The sequence below is a fragment of the Pseudomonas sp. 30_B genome (assembly GCF_017491605.1).
In the GTDB taxonomy this organism is placed as follows: Bacteria; Pseudomonadota; Gammaproteobacteria; order Pseudomonadales; family Pseudomonadaceae; genus Pseudomonas.
This window is the reverse complement of sequence record NZ_JAFGYY010000022.1, coordinates 1-15,969: the sequence shown is the minus strand read 5'-3', so window position 1 is coordinate 15,969 and position 15,969 is coordinate 1. Positions and strand designations below refer to the sequence as shown.

Sequence of the window (15,969 nt, the reverse complement as noted above, 5' to 3'; positions counted from 1 at the left end):
CTAGCCCAGGGAGGCCACGCTGCGCAGGATCAGGCGCACCAGCATGGTCTGCCGGGTTACCCCGGTCTTGGAGAAGGTCGAGCGCAGGTGGGCGCGCGCGGTGTTGCGGCTGATGCCCAGCTCGTCGGAGGCCTCGTCCAGAGTCAGGCCGTTGGCCAGCAGCAGCGCCAGCTGAGACTCGGCGGGCGTCAGGTCGAACAGCGCCTTGACGATCTCCTGGGGCGCGCGGGCTTCCTGCTCCGGGTCGCTGACGAAGATCACCACGGACGGGCAATGCTTGCCTTCGTTCCATTCGCTCAGCGGCACCGAGCGCACGATGACCCCCAGGTCCGCGCGGCCGGAGGGGCGTTGCACGCGCATCGCCTCGACCACCGACGGTTGCGAGCCTTTCTGCGATTGCAGGGCCTGCTTTACCAGGCGGCGGAATGCCTGGTTGTCGCGCGGGGTGCCGACCTGCAGGGTATCGCCGCTGATCTTCAGGCCATCCTTTTCGCGCAGCAGGCTTTCAGCCACCTGGTTGGTCTGCAGGATCTTGCCGGCCTCGTCGAGGATGATGGTGCCGACGGCGAACTGGTCCACCGCGCCGGCGTAGAGGTTGCGTTCGGTCTCGATGCGGTTGATCTGCGTGTGCAGCATCACCGAACGCTCCAGGTGCGGTACGAAATGGGCCAGCACGGCCTTCTCGTCATTCGTGAAAGCCGGGGATTCGATACCGCGGCAGACGCGGATGCGGCACAGGGCGCCGTTGCTGCTGCGGATGTCGGCGCCGAGGATATGGAACACTCCCGCCGGTTCGAGGAAGTTGCGATAGAACTCCGAGGCCAGCCAGTCCTCGCGGGAGACGAACTCGTCGAGGGTCACCACCTGGCCGTTGGGCAGGTCGACGAAGGGATCGAGGTTGAAATAGTACCGGTTGTAGGAGGTCTCGAGTGCGGCCGAACTGCCGTTGGCGTTGACGATCAGGCCGTCATTCTGGTCGCTGGGCGGACGCAGGATGAGGGTCGTGTACTTGGCATCGAGGAACTGGTTGAGCTGGTTGAGAAAGGACGTCCACGGTGTCGGTTCCAGGGGGCCCTGGTAGAGATTGCCGAGCATCCCGCTGAACTGGTCGAGGGAAAGCGAGTAGGGCATTGGTGAACCATTTCTTATTTTTGTTGTAGGAAAGCGCCGAAGAGATTAGGCGGCGCTCCCCGTCAAAGGCAATCCTTCTCATTAAGCCGGGCCCGCTGTGGCGCAGCGCGTCCTGCTAGTTCAAACGGACGAGGGCCGTCGTTCCCGCTGTCGATAAGGTGGGGCGGTCCCTGCTCGCCGAGCGGTGCGGAGCTGGCCCTGCGCCGGCGCCCGTTTTACTCCCGATTTCCGCTGCTTCTGTTCGATCACGGCCGGCAGGTTCGTTTGCCAGAACAACAACAAGAAGGAGCATCTGCATGTCATCCCCGTTCTCCGTGAATCGTCCCTGCCGTCTGCAGGATGTCCCCGGGTGGGACCAGGAAACCGAAGTGCTGGTAATTGGCTTCGGCGCCGCCGGCGCCAGCGCCGCGATCGAAGCGGCCAGTGCCGGGGTGCGCGTCCTTCTGCTGGAAGCGAGCTCCGGCAGCGGCGGCACCAGTGCCCTCTCGGGAGGCGAGATCTATCTGGGCGGCAATGGCGGTACCCCGGCCCAGCGCAATGCCGGGTTCAGCGACGACAGCGAAGACCTGTTCCGTTACCTGATGATGGCCGGCGGGCCGGACGCCGACGAAGCCAAGGCGCGCCTCTACGCCGACAACAGCCTGGATCACTACCACTGGCTGGTCGCCCAGGGGGTGCCGTACAAGAACACCTATCTGCCGCAGAAGATGGTGGAGCCGGTCACCGACGACTGCCTGATCTGGTCCGGCAGCGAGGAGGCCTGGCCCTTCTCCGAGCAGGCCAAACCCTGTCCGCGGGGCCATACGCCGCAGTGGGAAGGCTGGGGCGGCGGCCGCCTGCTGATGGACATCCTGGCCGCGCGCGTCGTCGAGCTCGGCGTCGAGGTGCACTACGACAGCCGCGTGCTGGCCCTGGTCGTCGATGACGCGGGTCGGGTCCACGGCGTGGTGGCGCGCTGCGATGGCCAGCCGCGCTATGTGCGCGCCGGCAGGGGCGTGGTCCTGTGCGCCGGCGGCTTCGTGATGAACCGCGAGATGGTGCGTCGCCACGCCCCGCAACTGATGCACAACGAAAATCCGATCGGCACACCGGGCGATGACGGCAGCGGCATCCAGTTGGGCATGAGCGTCGGTGGCGCGGCGATCCATATGGACGAGGCCTTCGTCAGCCTGCCGTTCTACGCGCCGGAGTCGCTGGTCAGGGGCATCTTCGTCAACGAGCGCGGCCAGCGCTTCATCAATGAAGACTGCTACCACGGCCGGACCGGCTATCACATCCTGCGCCAGGGTGGGGACCGGGTATTCCTGCTGGCCGACAATGCCTGCTTCGAGCGTCCGCCGGAGTTCACCCGCATCGACATCGCCGCCGTCGGCGAAACCTGGGAAGAGGTGGAGCAGGAGCTGGGCCTGCCGTCGGGCTCCCTGGCCGAAAGCGTGGACTTCTTCAACCGGCATGCCGCGCAAGGCCAGGACCCACTGTTCCACAAGGCGGCGAAATGGCTCAACCCGCTGGACGAGCCGCCCTTCGTTGCCCTGGACTGTCGCTTCGACTACGCCTTCTACCCGCACTTCACCCTGGGTGGGCTCGACACGTTGCCCACCGGCCAGGTGCTGACCCAGCAGCGCGAACCCATCGCCGGGCTCTACGCCGCCGGCCGTACCACCTGCGGCCTGCCGCGCTGGGGTGGCGGCTACAGCTCGGGCCTGTCGCTGGCCGATGCCAGCTTCTTCGGTCGCCAGGCCGGTCGGCACGTCGCAACGCAGGGCTGAGCGTGCGCAACGCCCCGGTGATCGACACCGGGACGTTTGCCTCGCTGACTGGGGGAAAAGGACGGGGAATCGAGAGCGAGCGGCCTCAGCCGGTCCGCTGGTCGCCGCAGAGGAAGGCCACGCTGCCGTGCAGTGCGCAGGCCAGCTGCGCGGCCAGCTCCGCCTCGGTGGGAGTGAAGCTGAACAACTGGCGCAGCGGTTGCTGCGGCACGCTGGCGGTCTGTTCGGGATCGCGCAGGAACACCGCCACCCGCGCTTCGCCGCCTTCGCTCTGCTCGCGTCCCGGCGGCGACGTACAGACCGTGGCCAGCAGTACGCCCCTGGTTTCAGGCCAGGGGGCGTAATCCGAGGGATCGAGCCGGGCAGTTGCGACGGGCGGAGCTGAGGCCTAATCCCGATCCATGCGTCGCAGTCTCCTTGCATGCAGTCGCTGGGAGATGCCCTTGAACACACTGCCCTCGTGAGGATCGCCAAAATGCAGCAATACCGTGGAGCGTACGCTGGTGGGCAGACAGGGCTGATTTGCATGCAGCGAGCGCATGCCCCAGAAGAAGTAGAGATTACCGGGAGTCAGCGGCACGATTTTCGCCGATAGCCATTGCTGCACGCGCGGCCTGCTCCATATCCGTTTCAGCAGTTTCTCTACCAGCAGTTTTTCAAGAATATTGACGACCGCGAAGCGCCTCTCCTCGCGGAAATTCGGAAACATGACCAGATGCCCTGGCAGCTCGCCCGGGCCGTTGGGGATCAGAACCGGCAGCAGTATGGTGACGACGTACGAGTCGTAGTGAAAGTTGTTCGCGTGCCGCAGTCCGTGCGTGCCGGTCAGCACGCGCAGGACCGGAAAAATCCGGTCGCTGGGCGGCGCCTTGCGCATCTTCCGTTCATAAAGACATCGAAACAACGCGCGCAGGCCAACGTCCTCAAATAGCGGGCGGAGGCAGGTGCCGGCGGTCCACTCCATGCCCTCAAAACTGAAATATTGGCCATCGTGCTGCTCAATCTGATGAGCAATGAAACTTCGCATTTGCGCGAGAATCGCATCCGGCACGCTATGGTGCAGGATACCTACCCCGGATTCGTCCATTGAGTTGGCCAGGGCATGCATGCTTGCATCGCTGAGCGTTACGAATCCATCGGGCGACGTAGAGTCGTTCAACTGGGTCATTGACGTACCTCGGCCCGGATTCGCAATGAATACGAACCCAAGCACCGCGAAAGGAGGATCGTGGCGGAAAACTGTGTTGTCTTCCGCACGAATTCGCTCAGATCGAGGTGTCATCGTGGACCGTGCCCGCCAACGTCTTCGATCGCGCCAATCATGTGTTCGATACCGAGCACGGAAAACTTGCCAGTGCCGCCTGCCCGGCAGCCCACACTACAACGTCCCTTGAACGAATCCCGTGGAGTCAGGACGAATCGCAGTACGTAGAGCAACAAGTCCGTGGTACGCGAGATAACAGACAGCACCGTCGAACGCGACTGCCACCATGCGCGGACTACCTATCAGCACGGCACCAGGGCCGTACGCTCCGAGCACGATCAGCAGCGCATCACTTGCAGCGCAGGTAACAGACATCAACAGCAGATGGCGGCTTGTAGTCGATCGTCCGATGACGAACGTGTCTTTCGGGCCAGCCAGATTGAAAAGACCTGTGCAGAGAAGCAAGCCTTCGAGGAAGGCAGCAGAGGCGTCAAGCACTGATAGCTTGACAACCTCTTGAACTGAACCTACGGAAGCTACGATCTTAAGGAAAGTAGTCACCGCATTTCCCAGTGTCAACATCGCTCGTGGGTAGTCGAATCTCCGGTTTCAGAAGACATCCAGCCGAAGATCACGTCTGCTTCCGTGGGATGGCGAGCGGCTGTTCAGGGAACCTCCGGAGAAGTCCCGGTCGATCTGCTGAAGGGGCGTCCCCGCTGGGTCCGGGGCCTGCCACATGCCTCAGATGGGCTTTCCGTCGGCAAACGCAGACAAGGCTGGCAATGGCCGTCCGCCGTATCCGTTGGAAACCATGCTGCGCATCCACCTGCTGCAAAACGGGTTCGCCCTCAGCGACCCGGCGATGGAGGAAGCACTCCGTGTCTGGTCGGCCGCTGACGGCAGAGCCAAACGATTGCGATCGGCGCGTCGCGAAGCCCGTCATTTTCGAAAAAGTATTTGCACGGCAGGGGGTTACGGGCCACAGGGGCTGATCTACTCTGTACGCGGAAGGACTCCAATCGCACGGTGCCCTTCGGAGCAGCGTTCAATTGCCCTGGAGCCATTCATCCATGTCCGACACGTCCCACTCGGGATCTTCCGCGCGCCAACGGTCAGGTTTCGACTGGCAGCGCTGGCTGCCAGGGCTGGTCACCCTGCGGCATTACCAGATGGCCTGGCTGCCCAGGGACATCGCCGCCGGGCTGGTGCTGACCACCATGCTGGTGCCGGTGGGCATCGCTTACGCCGAGGCTTCCGGCGTGCCGGGCATCTACGGCTTGTACGCGACCATCATCCCGCTGCTGGCCTATGCGTTGTTCGGCCCCAGCCGGATTCTGGTGCTCGGCCCGGACTCGGCGCTGGCCGCGCCCATTCTGGCGGTGGTGGTGCAGTACGCGGCGAGCGATCCGCAGCGCGCCATTGCCATCGCCAGCATGATGGCGCTGGTCTCCGGGGTGGTCTGCATGGTTGCCGGTCTGCTGCGCCTGGGCTTCATCACCGAGCTGTTGTCCAAGCCGATCCGCTACGGCTACATGAACGGCATCGCCCTGACGGTGCTGATCAGCCAGCTGCCCAAGCTGTTCGGCTTGTCCGTCGACAGCCAGGGGCCGCTGCGAGACCTCTGGAGCCTGGGCCAGGCACTGCTCGATGGCCGCGCCAACTGGCCGAGCTTCGCCGTCGGCGCCGGCAGCCTGGTGCTGATCCTGCTGCTCAAACCCTACCAGCGCCTGCCGGGCATTCTCATCGCGGTGGTCCTGGCTACCCTCTCGGTGAGCCTGTTCGACCTCGGCAGCCTGGGCGTCAAGGTGCTCGGCGAGCTACCCCAGGGGCTGCCGGCCTTCTCCTTCCCCTGGTTGAGCGGGATCGACCTGACGGAAATCGTCCTCGGCGGCATCGCCGTGGCGCTGGTGTCTTTCGCTGACACCAGCGTGCTGTCGCGGACCTACGCCGCGCGCATGAAAGCGCCGGTCAACCCGAACCAGGAAATGTTCGGTCTGGGCGTGGCGAACCTCGCGTCCGGCCTGTTCCAGGGCATTCCGATCAGCAGCAGCTCCTCGCGTACGCCGGTGGCCGAGGCGGCCGGCTCCAAGACCCAGCTCACCGGCATCATCGGCGCGCTGGCGGTCACCCTGCTGCTCCTGGTGGCGCCCAACCTGATGCAGCACCTGCCCAACAGCGCGCTGGCGGCGGTGGTGATCGCGGCGGCGCTGGGCCTGTTCGAGTTTGCCGACCTCAAGCGCATCTTCCGCATGCAGCAATGGGAGTTCTGGCTTTCCTTCACCTGCTTCGTCGGCGTGGCGGTGTTCGGCGCCATTCCGGGTATCTGCATCGCGGTGGCGGTGTCGGTGATCGAGTTTCTCTGGGACGGCTGGCGCCCGCACTTCGCGATACTCGGCCGGGTCGAGGGCACCCGTGGCTACCATGACGTGACGCGCTACCCGCAGGCCCGGCGAATCCCCGGCCTGGTGCTGTTCCGCTGGGACGCGCCGCTGTTCTTCGCCAACGCCGAGCAGTTCCAGAACACGGTGCTGGAGTCCGTCGACCAGTCGCCCACGCCGGTGCAGCGCCTGGTGATCGCCGCCGAGCCGGTGACCAGCATCGACATCACCTCCGCCGACATGCTCGCCGAGCTGGACAAGGCGCTGGAAGAGCGCGGCGTGGAGCTGCAGTTCGCGGAAATGAAGGACCCGGTGAAGGACAAGATGAAGCGCTTCGAACTCTTCGAGCGCATGGGGGAGAGCGCATTCCACCCCACGGTGGGCGCGGCGGTCGATGCTTATCTCAGCGAGTCGGGTGTCGACTGGCAGCCCTAGGTGGAAAATATCCGCGCATCGGTGATGCGCGAAGAAGGATCGGTGAGGACGGCCTCGTCCTCACCGATTTTTTTGCGCGAGGGTTCGGGAGCTAGGCCGTGTGCGCCCGCGCGCGGCGGCTGTCGATCCATATCAGCATGCCGCTGGCGTACAGCGACACGGCGAGGAACAGCGCCATGCGCACGGCGAAGGCGCGGTAGACGTCCTGGCCGCCGGCGCTGTCCTGCACCGACTGGCCGAGCAGGATCAGCATCGTCGTCAGGCAACTGACCCAGTACGCCGGGCTCTTGCGGGTGGCCACCGCCGCGTACAGCCGGCGGCCCTGCCAGAGGGTGAACAGCAGCACCCAGAGGAAGAACATCCAGAGGTGCACGAACAGGCTCAGGGCGCTCCAGACCAGGATCGCCAGCACCCCGGCCAGCAGGGTGGAACCGATCAGTTCGCGGCTGGCGTGGCGCGCACGGGTTTCGCCGGCCTGCTGGCCGAGGCTGACCGACTTCATGATCAGCGGCATGAAGCGGTCCGGGGCGATGATCGCCAGCAGGAAGGCCGGCATCACGATCAGCACGGCGCGCAGGGCGATCCAGCCGACATCTTCCTCGCTGGGTCGCGGCGGGGCAGGGGGTGAGGGCGCATCGGCCGGTTCCGGGAACAGCGCATGGGCCACGGCGGTGCTGAGCACGGCCAGCAACATACCCTTGGCCAGCGCTTCCACCACCGACAGCGCCAGGGTGAAGTCACTGGTGCCGGCGGCGGCGATCATGGTCAGTCCGATCACCAGCAGGTTCGCCAGCAGGCCGTTGCCGCCGCGCAGGGCGTAGCGGAACACCAGGTACAGTCCCACGCCGACCAGCAGTACGCCGCTCAGCGGGGCATGGCGCAGCAGTGGGATCAGCAGCAGGCCGATGCCGCAGCTGAGCAGCACCAGTATCGCCAGGGCCGGCGCCGCCTTGAGCGGCAGGGCCTGCGCGCGCATGGCCAGCAGGAGGACGGCAAGCACCGGCGCAAGAAAGGGAATCGGCAGCCCGATGCCGTAGCTGGCCGCCAGGCACAAGGCGACGCCCCAGGCCAGCCTCAGCGCGCGCCGGCGCCTCAGCTCCATGGGGAAGGGCTCAATAGGCATAGCTCAGCCAGCTCATCAGCCACATGAACAGGCGGCCGATCAGGTTCAGCGGGTTGCCTTCGCTGGGCAGCGCCATGACTTCCGCCTGGCCGCCGACGCGCAGGCCGGCGGTGTTCAGCGGCTGGTCGCGGTCCAGCTCGACGATCACCGGGAAGCGCTGTGCCGAACGCAGCCACTCGCGGCTGTTCTGCACCGTCGGCAGCGAGCCCGGCGGGGCGCTCTGGCCGACGCTGACGCCGTAGCCGATGCTGCGGATGCGCCCGCGCCGCAGTTCGCCGGGCAGCGCATCGAGCACCACCAGGACCGGCGTGCCGGGGCTCAGGTGGCCGAGGTTGTTCTCGGTCATGTCGGCGCTGATCCAGACGTCGTGGATGGCGATCAGGGTCATCACCGGGCTGCCGGGGCCGACGTAGTGGCCGACGTCGGTGCGCAGGTCGGTGATCAGGCCGTTGGAGTCGGCGCGCACCACGGTGCGGGCCAGGTCGAGGCGGGCCTTCGCCACATTCGCCGTGGCGCTGCGCAACTGGGCGTTGTCCTCGTCGTGGCCGCCCTGTTGCTCACGGGCGCGCTCGACTTCGGCGCGGGCCGCCGCCACCTGGCTGGCTGCCTGCTCGCGGGTCGCCTGGGCGCTTTCCAGGCGGCGTACCGAGACAGTGCCGGGGTCTTCCTGGAACAGTCGCTGCAGGCGCTCGGAGTCCTGCCGGGCCTTGCGCTCGTTGGCCTGCGCGGCGGCCAGGGCGGCCTGGGCCGAATCGATGCCGGCGGTGTTGGCGCCGATCTGCCGGCGTACGGTGTCGAGGTCGGCTTCGGCCCGCGACAGGGCGATCTGGTATTGCTCCTGGTCCAGCTCGAAGAGCACGTCGCCCTTGCGCACTTCCTGGTTGTTGCCCACCGCCACGCGCTTCACCTGGCCAGCGACTTCGGCGCTGACCGGGACCACGTAGGCCTGCAGCCGCGCCTGCTGGGTATAGGGCGTGAAGCGGTCGGCGAGCAGGTACCAGACCAGGCTGACGAGAATCAGCAGCAACACCACGCGCATCCCGCGGTCCGGGGAGGCTTTGCTGGGGGCTGCGGGCGGCGTATTGGGGGCGTCGCTCATTTCTGCTTACCTTGTCCTGAGGTACTGGGGGCCTGGGTTGCCGGAGCCGGCTCATCGAGCAGGTCGCCCCAGTCGGTGCGTTGTTCCATGGTTTTGCGGGTCGCCGGATCGATGGGCGGGCGGCGGCTGTCCCAGCCGCCGCCGAGGGCCTTGTACAGCGCCACCAGGCTGCTGACCGCATTGCCCCGGCTGACCAGATAGCCGTCCTGCTGTTGCAGCAGCAGTTGCTGGGCATCGAGCACGCGCTGGAAGTCGGCGAAGCCTTCGCGGTACTGCGAGCTGGCCAGGTTCAGGGAGCGTTGCGCCGCCTGCGAGGCCTGCTCGCGAATGTTCGCGCTCTGCAGCGAGCGCACCAGCCCGCTGGCGGCGTCGTCGGCTTCGCGCGCGGCGTTGCGCACGTCCTGGTGATAGAGCTCGATCAACTGCTGCAGGCGCGCGTCCTGCACGCGCACGGCGTTCTCGCGCTTGCCGTAGTCGAAGGGGTTCCAGATCAGGCTCGGCCCGGCGGCGAGGTTGAAGCTGTCGGGCAGGTTGTTGGCCGACACGAAGCTCCAGCCGATGCTGCCCAGCAGGCTGATCGACGGGTACAGGTCGGCCTCGGCGACGCCCACCAGCGCCGACTGCGCCGCCACCGCCTGTTCGGCGGCGCGGATGTCCGGACGGCGTTGCAGCAGGCTGGCCGGCACGTCCTGGAGCACCGCGCGGTCCGGCATCGGCAGTTGTCCGTGGCGCGTGGCCAGTTCCGGCATCGCTCCCGGCGGCCGCGCGAGCAGCGCGCAGAGGATGTTGCGCAGGGCGTTCACCTGGTTCTCGAACTCGGGAATGGTCGCCAGGGTCGCCAGGTACTGGGTGCGCGCCTGTTGCCAGTCGAGCTCGTCGTTCTCGCCGTGGCGGAACAGCCGTTCGGTGATCTCCAGGCTGCGTTCCTGGCGCTTGGCGTTCTCGCGGGCGATGTCCAGGCGCGCCTCGGCGGTGCGCAGGCCGAAGTAGGTGTCGGCGACCTGGGCGCGCAGCAGCACCATGGCGTCGGCGTAGTTGGCCTGGGAGGCGAAGTAGGCCGCGTCGGCGGACTCGATGGCGCGGCTGAACCGGCCCCAGAAGTCGATTTCCCAGCCGATGTCGAAACCGGCGCTGGACTGCCAGAACACCGAGTCGCGGGCGGTTGGCGCGCCGGACTGGTTCTGCTTGAGGTAAAGGCTTTCGCCTCGGATCTGCTGGAGCTGCGGATAACGCCCGGTTTCCGCGATCTCCAGCTGCGCACGTGCCTCGGCGATGCGCAGACCCGCTACCCGCAGGTTGGTGTTGTGTGCGTCGGCTTCGGCGATCAGCGCGTCGAGGGTCGGGTCGGCGAACACCGTCCACCACTGGCGCAGGTCGGGGGCGCTGGCGTTACGACCGGCCTGTTCCAGCAGCGGAGTGTTCCAGCCGGCCAGCCAGGGATCCTGCGGCGGCTGGAAGTCCGGGCCGACTTGGGTGCAGCCGGCCAGGAGGGTGGTGAAGACGATGGTGCAGCGTCTGACGCGCTTTGGCATGGCAATCCTTGCTTATTCGGACGGTTTGGCGGTGCTGTCCGCTTCCTGCTGGTCGACCCATTGCCAGAACAGGTTGTAGGCCACGGCCAGGATCACCGGGCCGATGAACAGGCCGATGATGCCCTTGACCACCATCCCCCCGATAGCCCCGATCAACACCACCGGCATAGGCACGTCCACGCCGCGTCCCAGCAGCAGCGGCTTGAGCACGTTGTCCGAGAGGCCGGCGACGAAGGAGTAGATGGCGAAGGCGATGGTCGCGGCGGTGAAGCCTTCGGTGGAGAAGACATAGGCGATCACCGGGATGGTGATCAGGGTCGCCGGCGCCTGGGCGATACCCAGGATCAGGATGGCGACTGCCAGGATGCCCGCGCCCGGTACGCCCTTGACCACGAAGCCGATGCCGATCAGCAGCATCTGGATGAAGGCGATGCCGATCACCCCCTGGGCGACCGCACGGATGGTGGCGGTGCACAGGACGGCCATGCTCTTGCCGCGATCCACGCCGGCCACCCGGTTGGCGATGCGTTGCGCGGCACGGGTACCGGTTTCACCGAAGGCCATGATGATGCCGGAGACGATGATCGCCGCGATGAACAGCAGGAAGGCGCCGCCGGCGCTGGCTGCGGCGCCGAGCAGCACGCGACCGGTGCCCTTGAGATAGGGCAGCAGGTGTTGCGCCACGTCGCTCAGGCCGCCGGAGGCCATCTGCCAGGCCGCGTAGACGCGCGGGCCGATCAGCGGCCAGGTGGACACCGATTCCGGCGGCGGCGGAATGCTCAGGGTGTCGCTCTTGAGCAGCGTCACCACCTTGTCCATGGAGTCGCCGACGTTGGTCGCCAGGAGATAGATCGGCGCGATCAGCACCAGCAGGACGAAGAGTACGATCAGCGTCGCGACGTAGCCGTCCTTGAGGCCGGTGCGCGCCTTGAGCCAGCGCTGCAGCGGATAGAGGGTGACGGCGAGGATCACCGACCAGATCATCAGCTCCTGGAAGGGCTGGAAGACCTGGAAGGAAAACATCACCAGGACGGCGATCAGTCCGGCCTTGATGAGAACATCGAGCAAGCCCCGGGACAGGGTGCTATCGAACTTGAAACTGGGTTGCATGGTTTTCCTCCAGACCGACCCCTCAGGCCGGACGATCCTCGCGCCCTGGGGCGCTTTCCAATGGCTGTTCCTTGACTTGCGGTGTAACGCCGGCGACGCGATCACGGTCGTCGCCGAATCGACCGTCCGGCTCGTCGTCACGACCCTGCCGATGCAGCTCCAGCAGCCATTGCGCCTCCTGCTGCTGGTAGCGGCGCACCCAGGTCGCGGCCTGTTCCTCGCTCACGCCAAGCTCAATGAAGGCACGGCGTCCCATTTCCAGGCTGGAATGGAAGGTTTCGCGCACCGGGTTGGCACCCCGGTCGAGCAATTGCAGTACCTGCTGGCGGTTGCTGGCCCTGGCGATCACCCGTGTATGCGGATAGAGACGCGAGAGGGCTTCCACCGTATTGAAGTTGATCTCCGGGTCGTCGGTGGCGACTATCACCAGCTCGGCCTCGCCGACCTTGGCGGCATGGAGGATTTCCGGGCGCGTCGGATCGCCGTAGAAGACCGGTACGCCACTTTCCTTGCCTTGGCGGCGCAGGGCGTCCACCGAGGTATCCAGCGCCACCACGGGTACGTTCTGGGCTTGCAGGAGGTTGGCGACCACGCGCCCCATCCGGCCCATGCCCGCGATCACGACCCGCGGCTGGTCCTCTACCTCCGGCGTGCCCTGCGGAGCATCGGCTTCGCTCGTCTCGTCGGTCATCCAGCGAGCCAACGCCATCATCACCAGCGGCACCACGGCCATCGACAGGGTGATGGCGAGTACCAGCACATCGTGCACCTGCTGATCCAGCAGACGGTGATCCAGTGCCAGCTTGAACACCACGAAGGCGAACTCGCCACCGGACGCCAGCACCACGCCCAGGCAAATCGCTCCGGCACGGTTCAGGCCGCCGAAGAGACGGCCGAGGCCGATCAGCAGCGGCAGCTTGATGCCCACCAGCAAAACGGTCAGTCCCAGCACCAGGACCGGTGCATTGATCAGCAGGCGCAGGTCGGCAGTCATGCCCACGCCGACGAAGAACAACCCCAGCAGCAGGCCCTTGAGCGGCTCGATCTGCGATTCCAGCTCATGGCGGAACTGCGACTCGGCCATCAGCATGCCGGCGAGGAAGGCGCCCAGCGCCATGGACACGCCGACGTGCTCCATGATCCAGGCCGTGCCCAGGACCACCAGCAGGGCGGTGGCGGTAGACAGTTCGCGTAGGCCCGAGCCGACCGCCCAGCTGAACACCGGGCGCAGCAGGTAACGCCCGCCGACGATCACCACGCCGATGCCGACCGCAACGGCCAGCAACGGCCGCACGCCGCTGTCGGTTGCGCTTTCGCCGCCGCCGCTCAGCAGCGGCACGATGGCGATCAGCGGAATGGCGGCGATGTCCTGGAACAGCAGGATGCCCACGGCGGTGCGGCCGTGCGGCTTGTTCAATTCCTTGCGCTCGGCCAGCACCTGCAGGCCGAAGGCGGTGGACGACAGCGCCAGGCCCACGCCCAGCACCACGGCAGCTGCCGGCGACTGGCCGAACAGCAGGTATGCCAGCGCCCCGATGACGACCGCGGTCAGCCCTACTTGCAGCGAGCCGACGCCGAACAGCGAACGGCGCATCATCCACAGGCGGCGCGGGGAGAGCTCGAGGCCGATGATGAAGAGCAGCATCACCACGCCCATTTCGGAGAGCTTGCCGACGTTCTGTGGATTGCTGATCAGACCGAGCACCGAGGGGCCGATCAGGATGCCGGCCAGCAGATAGCCGGGCACCGCACCGAGTTTCAGGCGTTGGGCCAGCGGTACGAGAAACACCACCGCCAGCAGGAAAATCACCGTCGCCTGTAACAGGCTTCCGTCATGTGGCATTCATCAGCCCCTTTGTGGCTCCGTCCGGGCTCGCTGTCCCGAGTGCCGATCGTGTTCGCGAAACCGGCCGGGAAGTCCTCCGACCGGATGGTTCAGGTCCTGCTTACTTCTGTGCGCGAAGCTTGGTGTACGACAGGCGCATGTCCTTGGCCCAGCCGTCCAGTACGCCTTTCACATCGTTGGCGGTCATCGCCTGCTTGTCGTTTTCCAGCGGTTGCCCGGTGCCCTTGCGCACGACCTGGGCAACTTCCTTGCTGGTACGGCCGTCGAGGAAGTCGGCTTCGGTGGCAATTACGGTGTCCTGGTCGCGGATGCCGGCGGCGGTGCTCACGCCGGCGGAGATCAGGGCGATCGGGATCACCTCGTAGGCACGCAGGGATTGAGTATGGCTGCTCACGCCGGTGATCGCGGCGCGGACCACCAGCGAGTCGCTGGCGGGCTGGTTGACCACCGGCAGCACCTGGCCGAACTCACGCTTGAGCACCTGGGTGTAGTAGGCGGAGATCTGGTCGAGGGTCTGCTGGGAAACCTTGTCGGTCGGCGCAGGCTTGGGGAAGTACTGGGTCGGTTCGATGTAGACGCTGGTGTAGCGGCCAAGATTCAGGTTCGGCTCGACCCAGGACATGACCTTGGCGCCGGAGGCATTCTCCTGCTCGCTGAGGTGCGAATAGTTGCTCAGGAAGCCGGAATAATCTTCGCTGGAGACCTTGTTGCTCGAGCAGCCGAACAGCAGCGGAAGCACCAGCAAGGGAAGCAGGACTGCGTGTTTCTTCAATTTCGTCTCCTAATAAAGAGTGGATATCGCCGTCGTGATAACGACGGGCCCAGCACAGCATCTCGGCCCCATGAAATAGGCAAGGTCTTGTATTGACCGTGGGCAATTCCACGCCCTCGACATTGGCGAACTCCTTGTGGGGCCCGCGGCGGGAGAGGCTGGTGACGTTCAGACGAGTGTGGCGCTTCTCGTGGATGCGCCATGAATTACGGATAGATCGAGTATGGATGAGCGGCGGCAATTTGCCGGCGCAAAAGAGTAAGGGGAGCCCCTGTTTTTGGGCAATAGCGCAATAAAATATTCAAAGAATTGCGAGTCTGTTCTGATATTTGTGAACAACTCGATGATTCGAAGTTGTTCGATAGGTTAATGGCAGCGCCCTATTGGCTCGTTCTCCAGAGGGCATTGCCGCTAGATCCTCCAGATCGGGCCGTACGAGCCGAAGCAGGCGTTCGAGAGGGCGTCGGGCCTGACGCCATGGGTTTCAACGGCGCCCCATTCATTGATTTCCAGGGTCAGTTGCGGGGTGAGTTCCCTTCCGCTCTTCAGGCGAACGCTGTCGAAGACTTGAATGTTCTTTCCTGAACTGACCACGCTGGTTTCCATCCAGGCATCGGGGGTGCTGGCTTCATGCAGTCGCGCGAGCAGTGCGTTGTACAGTGGCAGGTAGCGGCCATCCGGCGCTCTGCAGTCGATGTTGATCTTCTTGATGGTCGCCTCGGCCTTGGGCGAACTGAAATAGATGCGCTGTCCGAAGTCTCGTTGCAGTTGGTCGACGTACGTTGAGCTCTGTGCAACGGTCTGTGTTGTCGCCGGGGCTGAAGGGGACAGGGTGGACGGAATCGATCCCGGCTTTCTGGCGAGGTCCTGCTGGCAGGCTTCCCGGCTTTTATAGAAAGAGTGGGAAATCACTTCGCCGGTGGGTTTGTAAGTTGCCGATGCAATCAGGACGGCACCATTGCCCAGGAGTTTTTCGGTCTTCTGGCCATAATCCCTTGCATTGCCCCAGACGCCATTTGGCAGGCCAGTCGCCCATTCGTAGCAAAAGGCCGGCGAGGTATCCCGGCGAAGTTCGTAAACGCGGCCTTGAAGGAATGTCTGAGGGCTTTCGGCAAACGCCAGGAGTGAAGTCGCTGACAAGCAGGATGCGATGAGCAACTGAATCCGATTCACACAGGGTCTCCTTCTAGACCATACGGCCCTGAATCAGGCGGGCGCCGCCATCATCATAGCTCGGCTGGTCATACAAGCTGCTCGAAGTTCCAGCGGTCGTGGCGGTGCTTTTGCGGGCGGTGAGGATTCGGCCGTTCAGGCAAGTAAGTGTGAGCAGGCGAATGTCGCCAGGTAGGCCTTGGGGTTGTGATGGCCGGCATCGATGTTGTTTCCCTCCTTATATAGAGGGGGGGAGGGGAGACACCCTTTGTCATCTTTCTGCAAAAAGCCGTTGACGGGGATTTTTCAGTCCCTATAATGCGCACCAATCCCGGCGACGAAGCGATGAAAGGGCTTGAAAATCAAGTACTTACAGTGAGTCGAAGTTGAGAGTGGTGATCAGGCGGGTGATTCACTT

The 15,969-nt window shown here is 65.1% G+C and carries 13 protein-coding genes and 1 pseudogene; 3 read left to right on the top strand and 11 right to left on the bottom strand.

What is annotated here, in order from left to right:
- Positions 1 to 1,131: a helix-turn-helix transcriptional regulator gene (locus J5M67_RS21225; protein ID WP_207887296.1), complete on the bottom strand. Its 1,131-nt coding sequence runs from the start codon at positions 1,129 to 1,131 to the stop codon at positions 1 to 3.
- A gap of 296 nt (positions 1,132 to 1,427) precedes the next feature.
- Between J5M67_RS21225 and J5M67_RS21220 the strand changes: the two genes are divergently transcribed.
- On the top strand, positions 1,428 to 2,900 hold the full coding sequence (locus tag J5M67_RS21220; protein WP_207887295.1) for an FAD-dependent oxidoreductase: 1,473 nt from the start codon (positions 1,428 to 1,430) through the stop codon (positions 2,898 to 2,900).
- A gap of 85 nt (positions 2,901 to 2,985) precedes the next feature.
- Here J5M67_RS21220 and J5M67_RS21215 read toward each other — a convergent pair whose 3' ends face one another.
- The 3 genes from J5M67_RS21215 to J5M67_RS29955 all read right to left on the bottom strand — a co-directional run bounded on the left by J5M67_RS21215 (position 2,986) and on the right by J5M67_RS29955 (position 4,686).
- Positions 2,986 to 3,150, bottom strand: coding sequence for a hypothetical protein (locus tag J5M67_RS21215; RefSeq protein ID WP_207887294.1), 165 nt, complete (start codon positions 3,148 to 3,150; stop codon positions 2,986 to 2,988).
- A gap of 138 nt (positions 3,151 to 3,288) precedes the next feature.
- Entirely contained in the window at positions 3,289 to 4,068 is a 780-nt protein-coding gene (locus tag J5M67_RS21210; protein WP_207887293.1) for a hypothetical protein, read from the bottom strand.
- Between the two features lie 210 nt (positions 4,069 to 4,278).
- Entirely contained in the window at positions 4,279 to 4,686 is a 408-nt protein-coding gene (locus tag J5M67_RS29955; protein WP_368735946.1) for a LysE family transporter, read from the bottom strand.
- Positions 4,687 to 4,876: 190 nt separating this feature from the next.
- On the opposite strand from J5M67_RS29955, the pseudogene J5M67_RS21200 reads away from it, so the two are divergent.
- Together J5M67_RS21200 and J5M67_RS21195 are read left to right on the top strand one after the other, a co-directional pair.
- Positions 4,877 to 4,981: pseudogene (locus J5M67_RS21200) on the top strand (transposase); the annotation flags it as partial.
- A gap of 193 nt (positions 4,982 to 5,174) precedes the next feature.
- Positions 5,175 to 6,917 (top strand): SulP family inorganic anion transporter, encoded by a 1,743-nt coding sequence (locus J5M67_RS21195; RefSeq protein WP_207887291.1) that lies wholly within the window; start codon positions 5,175 to 5,177, stop codon positions 6,915 to 6,917.
- A gap of 91 nt (positions 6,918 to 7,008) precedes the next feature.
- Here J5M67_RS21195 and J5M67_RS21190 read toward each other — a convergent pair whose 3' ends face one another.
- From J5M67_RS21190 to J5M67_RS21160, 7 genes are all read right to left on the bottom strand, one after another.
- Complete coding sequence (locus J5M67_RS21190; RefSeq protein WP_207887290.1) at positions 7,009 to 8,040, bottom strand: DUF2955 domain-containing protein; 1,032 nt, start codon at positions 8,038 to 8,040, stop codon at positions 7,009 to 7,011.
- Entirely contained in the window at positions 8,030 to 9,139 is a 1,110-nt protein-coding gene (locus tag J5M67_RS21185) for an HlyD family secretion protein (RefSeq protein WP_207887289.1), read from the bottom strand. Before J5M67_RS21185 ends, J5M67_RS21190 begins: the two co-directional genes overlap by 11 nt.
- Positions 9,136 to 10,671: an efflux transporter outer membrane subunit gene (locus J5M67_RS21180; RefSeq protein ID WP_207887288.1), complete on the bottom strand. Its 1,536-nt coding sequence runs from the start codon at positions 10,669 to 10,671 to the stop codon at positions 9,136 to 9,138. The genes J5M67_RS21185 and J5M67_RS21180 overlap by 4 nt, the downstream gene beginning before the upstream one ends.
- A gap of 12 nt (positions 10,672 to 10,683) precedes the next feature.
- Positions 10,684 to 11,781 carry an AI-2E family transporter gene (locus J5M67_RS21175; protein WP_207887287.1) on the bottom strand — a complete coding sequence of 366 codons (1,098 nt, stop codon included), beginning with the start codon at positions 11,779 to 11,781 and terminating at the stop codon, positions 10,684 to 10,686.
- Between the two features lie 22 nt (positions 11,782 to 11,803).
- Positions 11,804 to 13,624 (bottom strand): monovalent cation:proton antiporter-2 (CPA2) family protein, encoded by a 1,821-nt coding sequence (locus tag J5M67_RS21170; RefSeq protein ID WP_207887286.1) that lies wholly within the window; start codon positions 13,622 to 13,624, stop codon positions 11,804 to 11,806.
- Between the two features lie 103 nt (positions 13,625 to 13,727).
- On the bottom strand, positions 13,728 to 14,399 hold the full coding sequence (locus J5M67_RS21165; RefSeq protein WP_207887285.1) for a DUF3313 domain-containing protein: 672 nt from the start codon (positions 14,397 to 14,399) through the stop codon (positions 13,728 to 13,730).
- 411 nt (positions 14,400 to 14,810) lie between these two features.
- Positions 14,811 to 15,572 (bottom strand): hypothetical protein, encoded by a 762-nt coding sequence (locus J5M67_RS21160; RefSeq protein ID WP_207887284.1) that lies wholly within the window; start codon positions 15,570 to 15,572, stop codon positions 14,811 to 14,813.
- Between the last annotated feature and the right edge of the window lie 397 nt (positions 15,573 to 15,969).

Excerpts from the sequence above, each read along its gene's own strand:
- J5M67_RS21225 (WP_207887296.1), bottom strand. The coding sequence starts at position 1,131 with ATGCCCTACTCGCTTTCCCTCGACCAGTTCAGCGGGATGCTCGGCAAT.
- J5M67_RS21220 (WP_207887295.1), top strand. The coding sequence starts at position 1,428 with ATGTCATCCCCGTTCTCCGTGAATCGTCCCTGCCGTCTGCAGGATGTC.
- J5M67_RS21210 (WP_207887293.1), bottom strand. The coding sequence starts at position 4,068 with ATGACCCAGTTGAACGACTCTACGTCGCCCGATGGATTCGTAACGCTC.
- J5M67_RS29955 (WP_368735946.1), bottom strand. The coding sequence starts at position 4,686 with ATGTTGACACTGGGAAATGCGGTGACTACTTTCCTTAAGATCGTAGCT.
- J5M67_RS21195 (WP_207887291.1), top strand. The coding sequence starts at position 5,175 with ATGTCCGACACGTCCCACTCGGGATCTTCCGCGCGCCAACGGTCAGGT.
- J5M67_RS21190 (WP_207887290.1), bottom strand. The coding sequence starts at position 8,040 with ATGCCTATTGAGCCCTTCCCCATGGAGCTGAGGCGCCGGCGCGCGCTG.
- J5M67_RS21185 (WP_207887289.1), bottom strand. The coding sequence starts at position 9,139 with ATGAGCGACGCCCCCAATACGCCGCCCGCAGCCCCCAGCAAAGCCTCC.
- J5M67_RS21180 (WP_207887288.1), bottom strand. The coding sequence starts at position 10,671 with ATGCCAAAGCGCGTCAGACGCTGCACCATCGTCTTCACCACCCTCCTG.
- J5M67_RS21175 (WP_207887287.1), bottom strand. The coding sequence starts at position 11,781 with ATGCAACCCAGTTTCAAGTTCGATAGCACCCTGTCCCGGGGCTTGCTC.
- J5M67_RS21170 (WP_207887286.1), bottom strand. The coding sequence starts at position 13,624 with ATGCCACATGACGGAAGCCTGTTACAGGCGACGGTGATTTTCCTGCTG.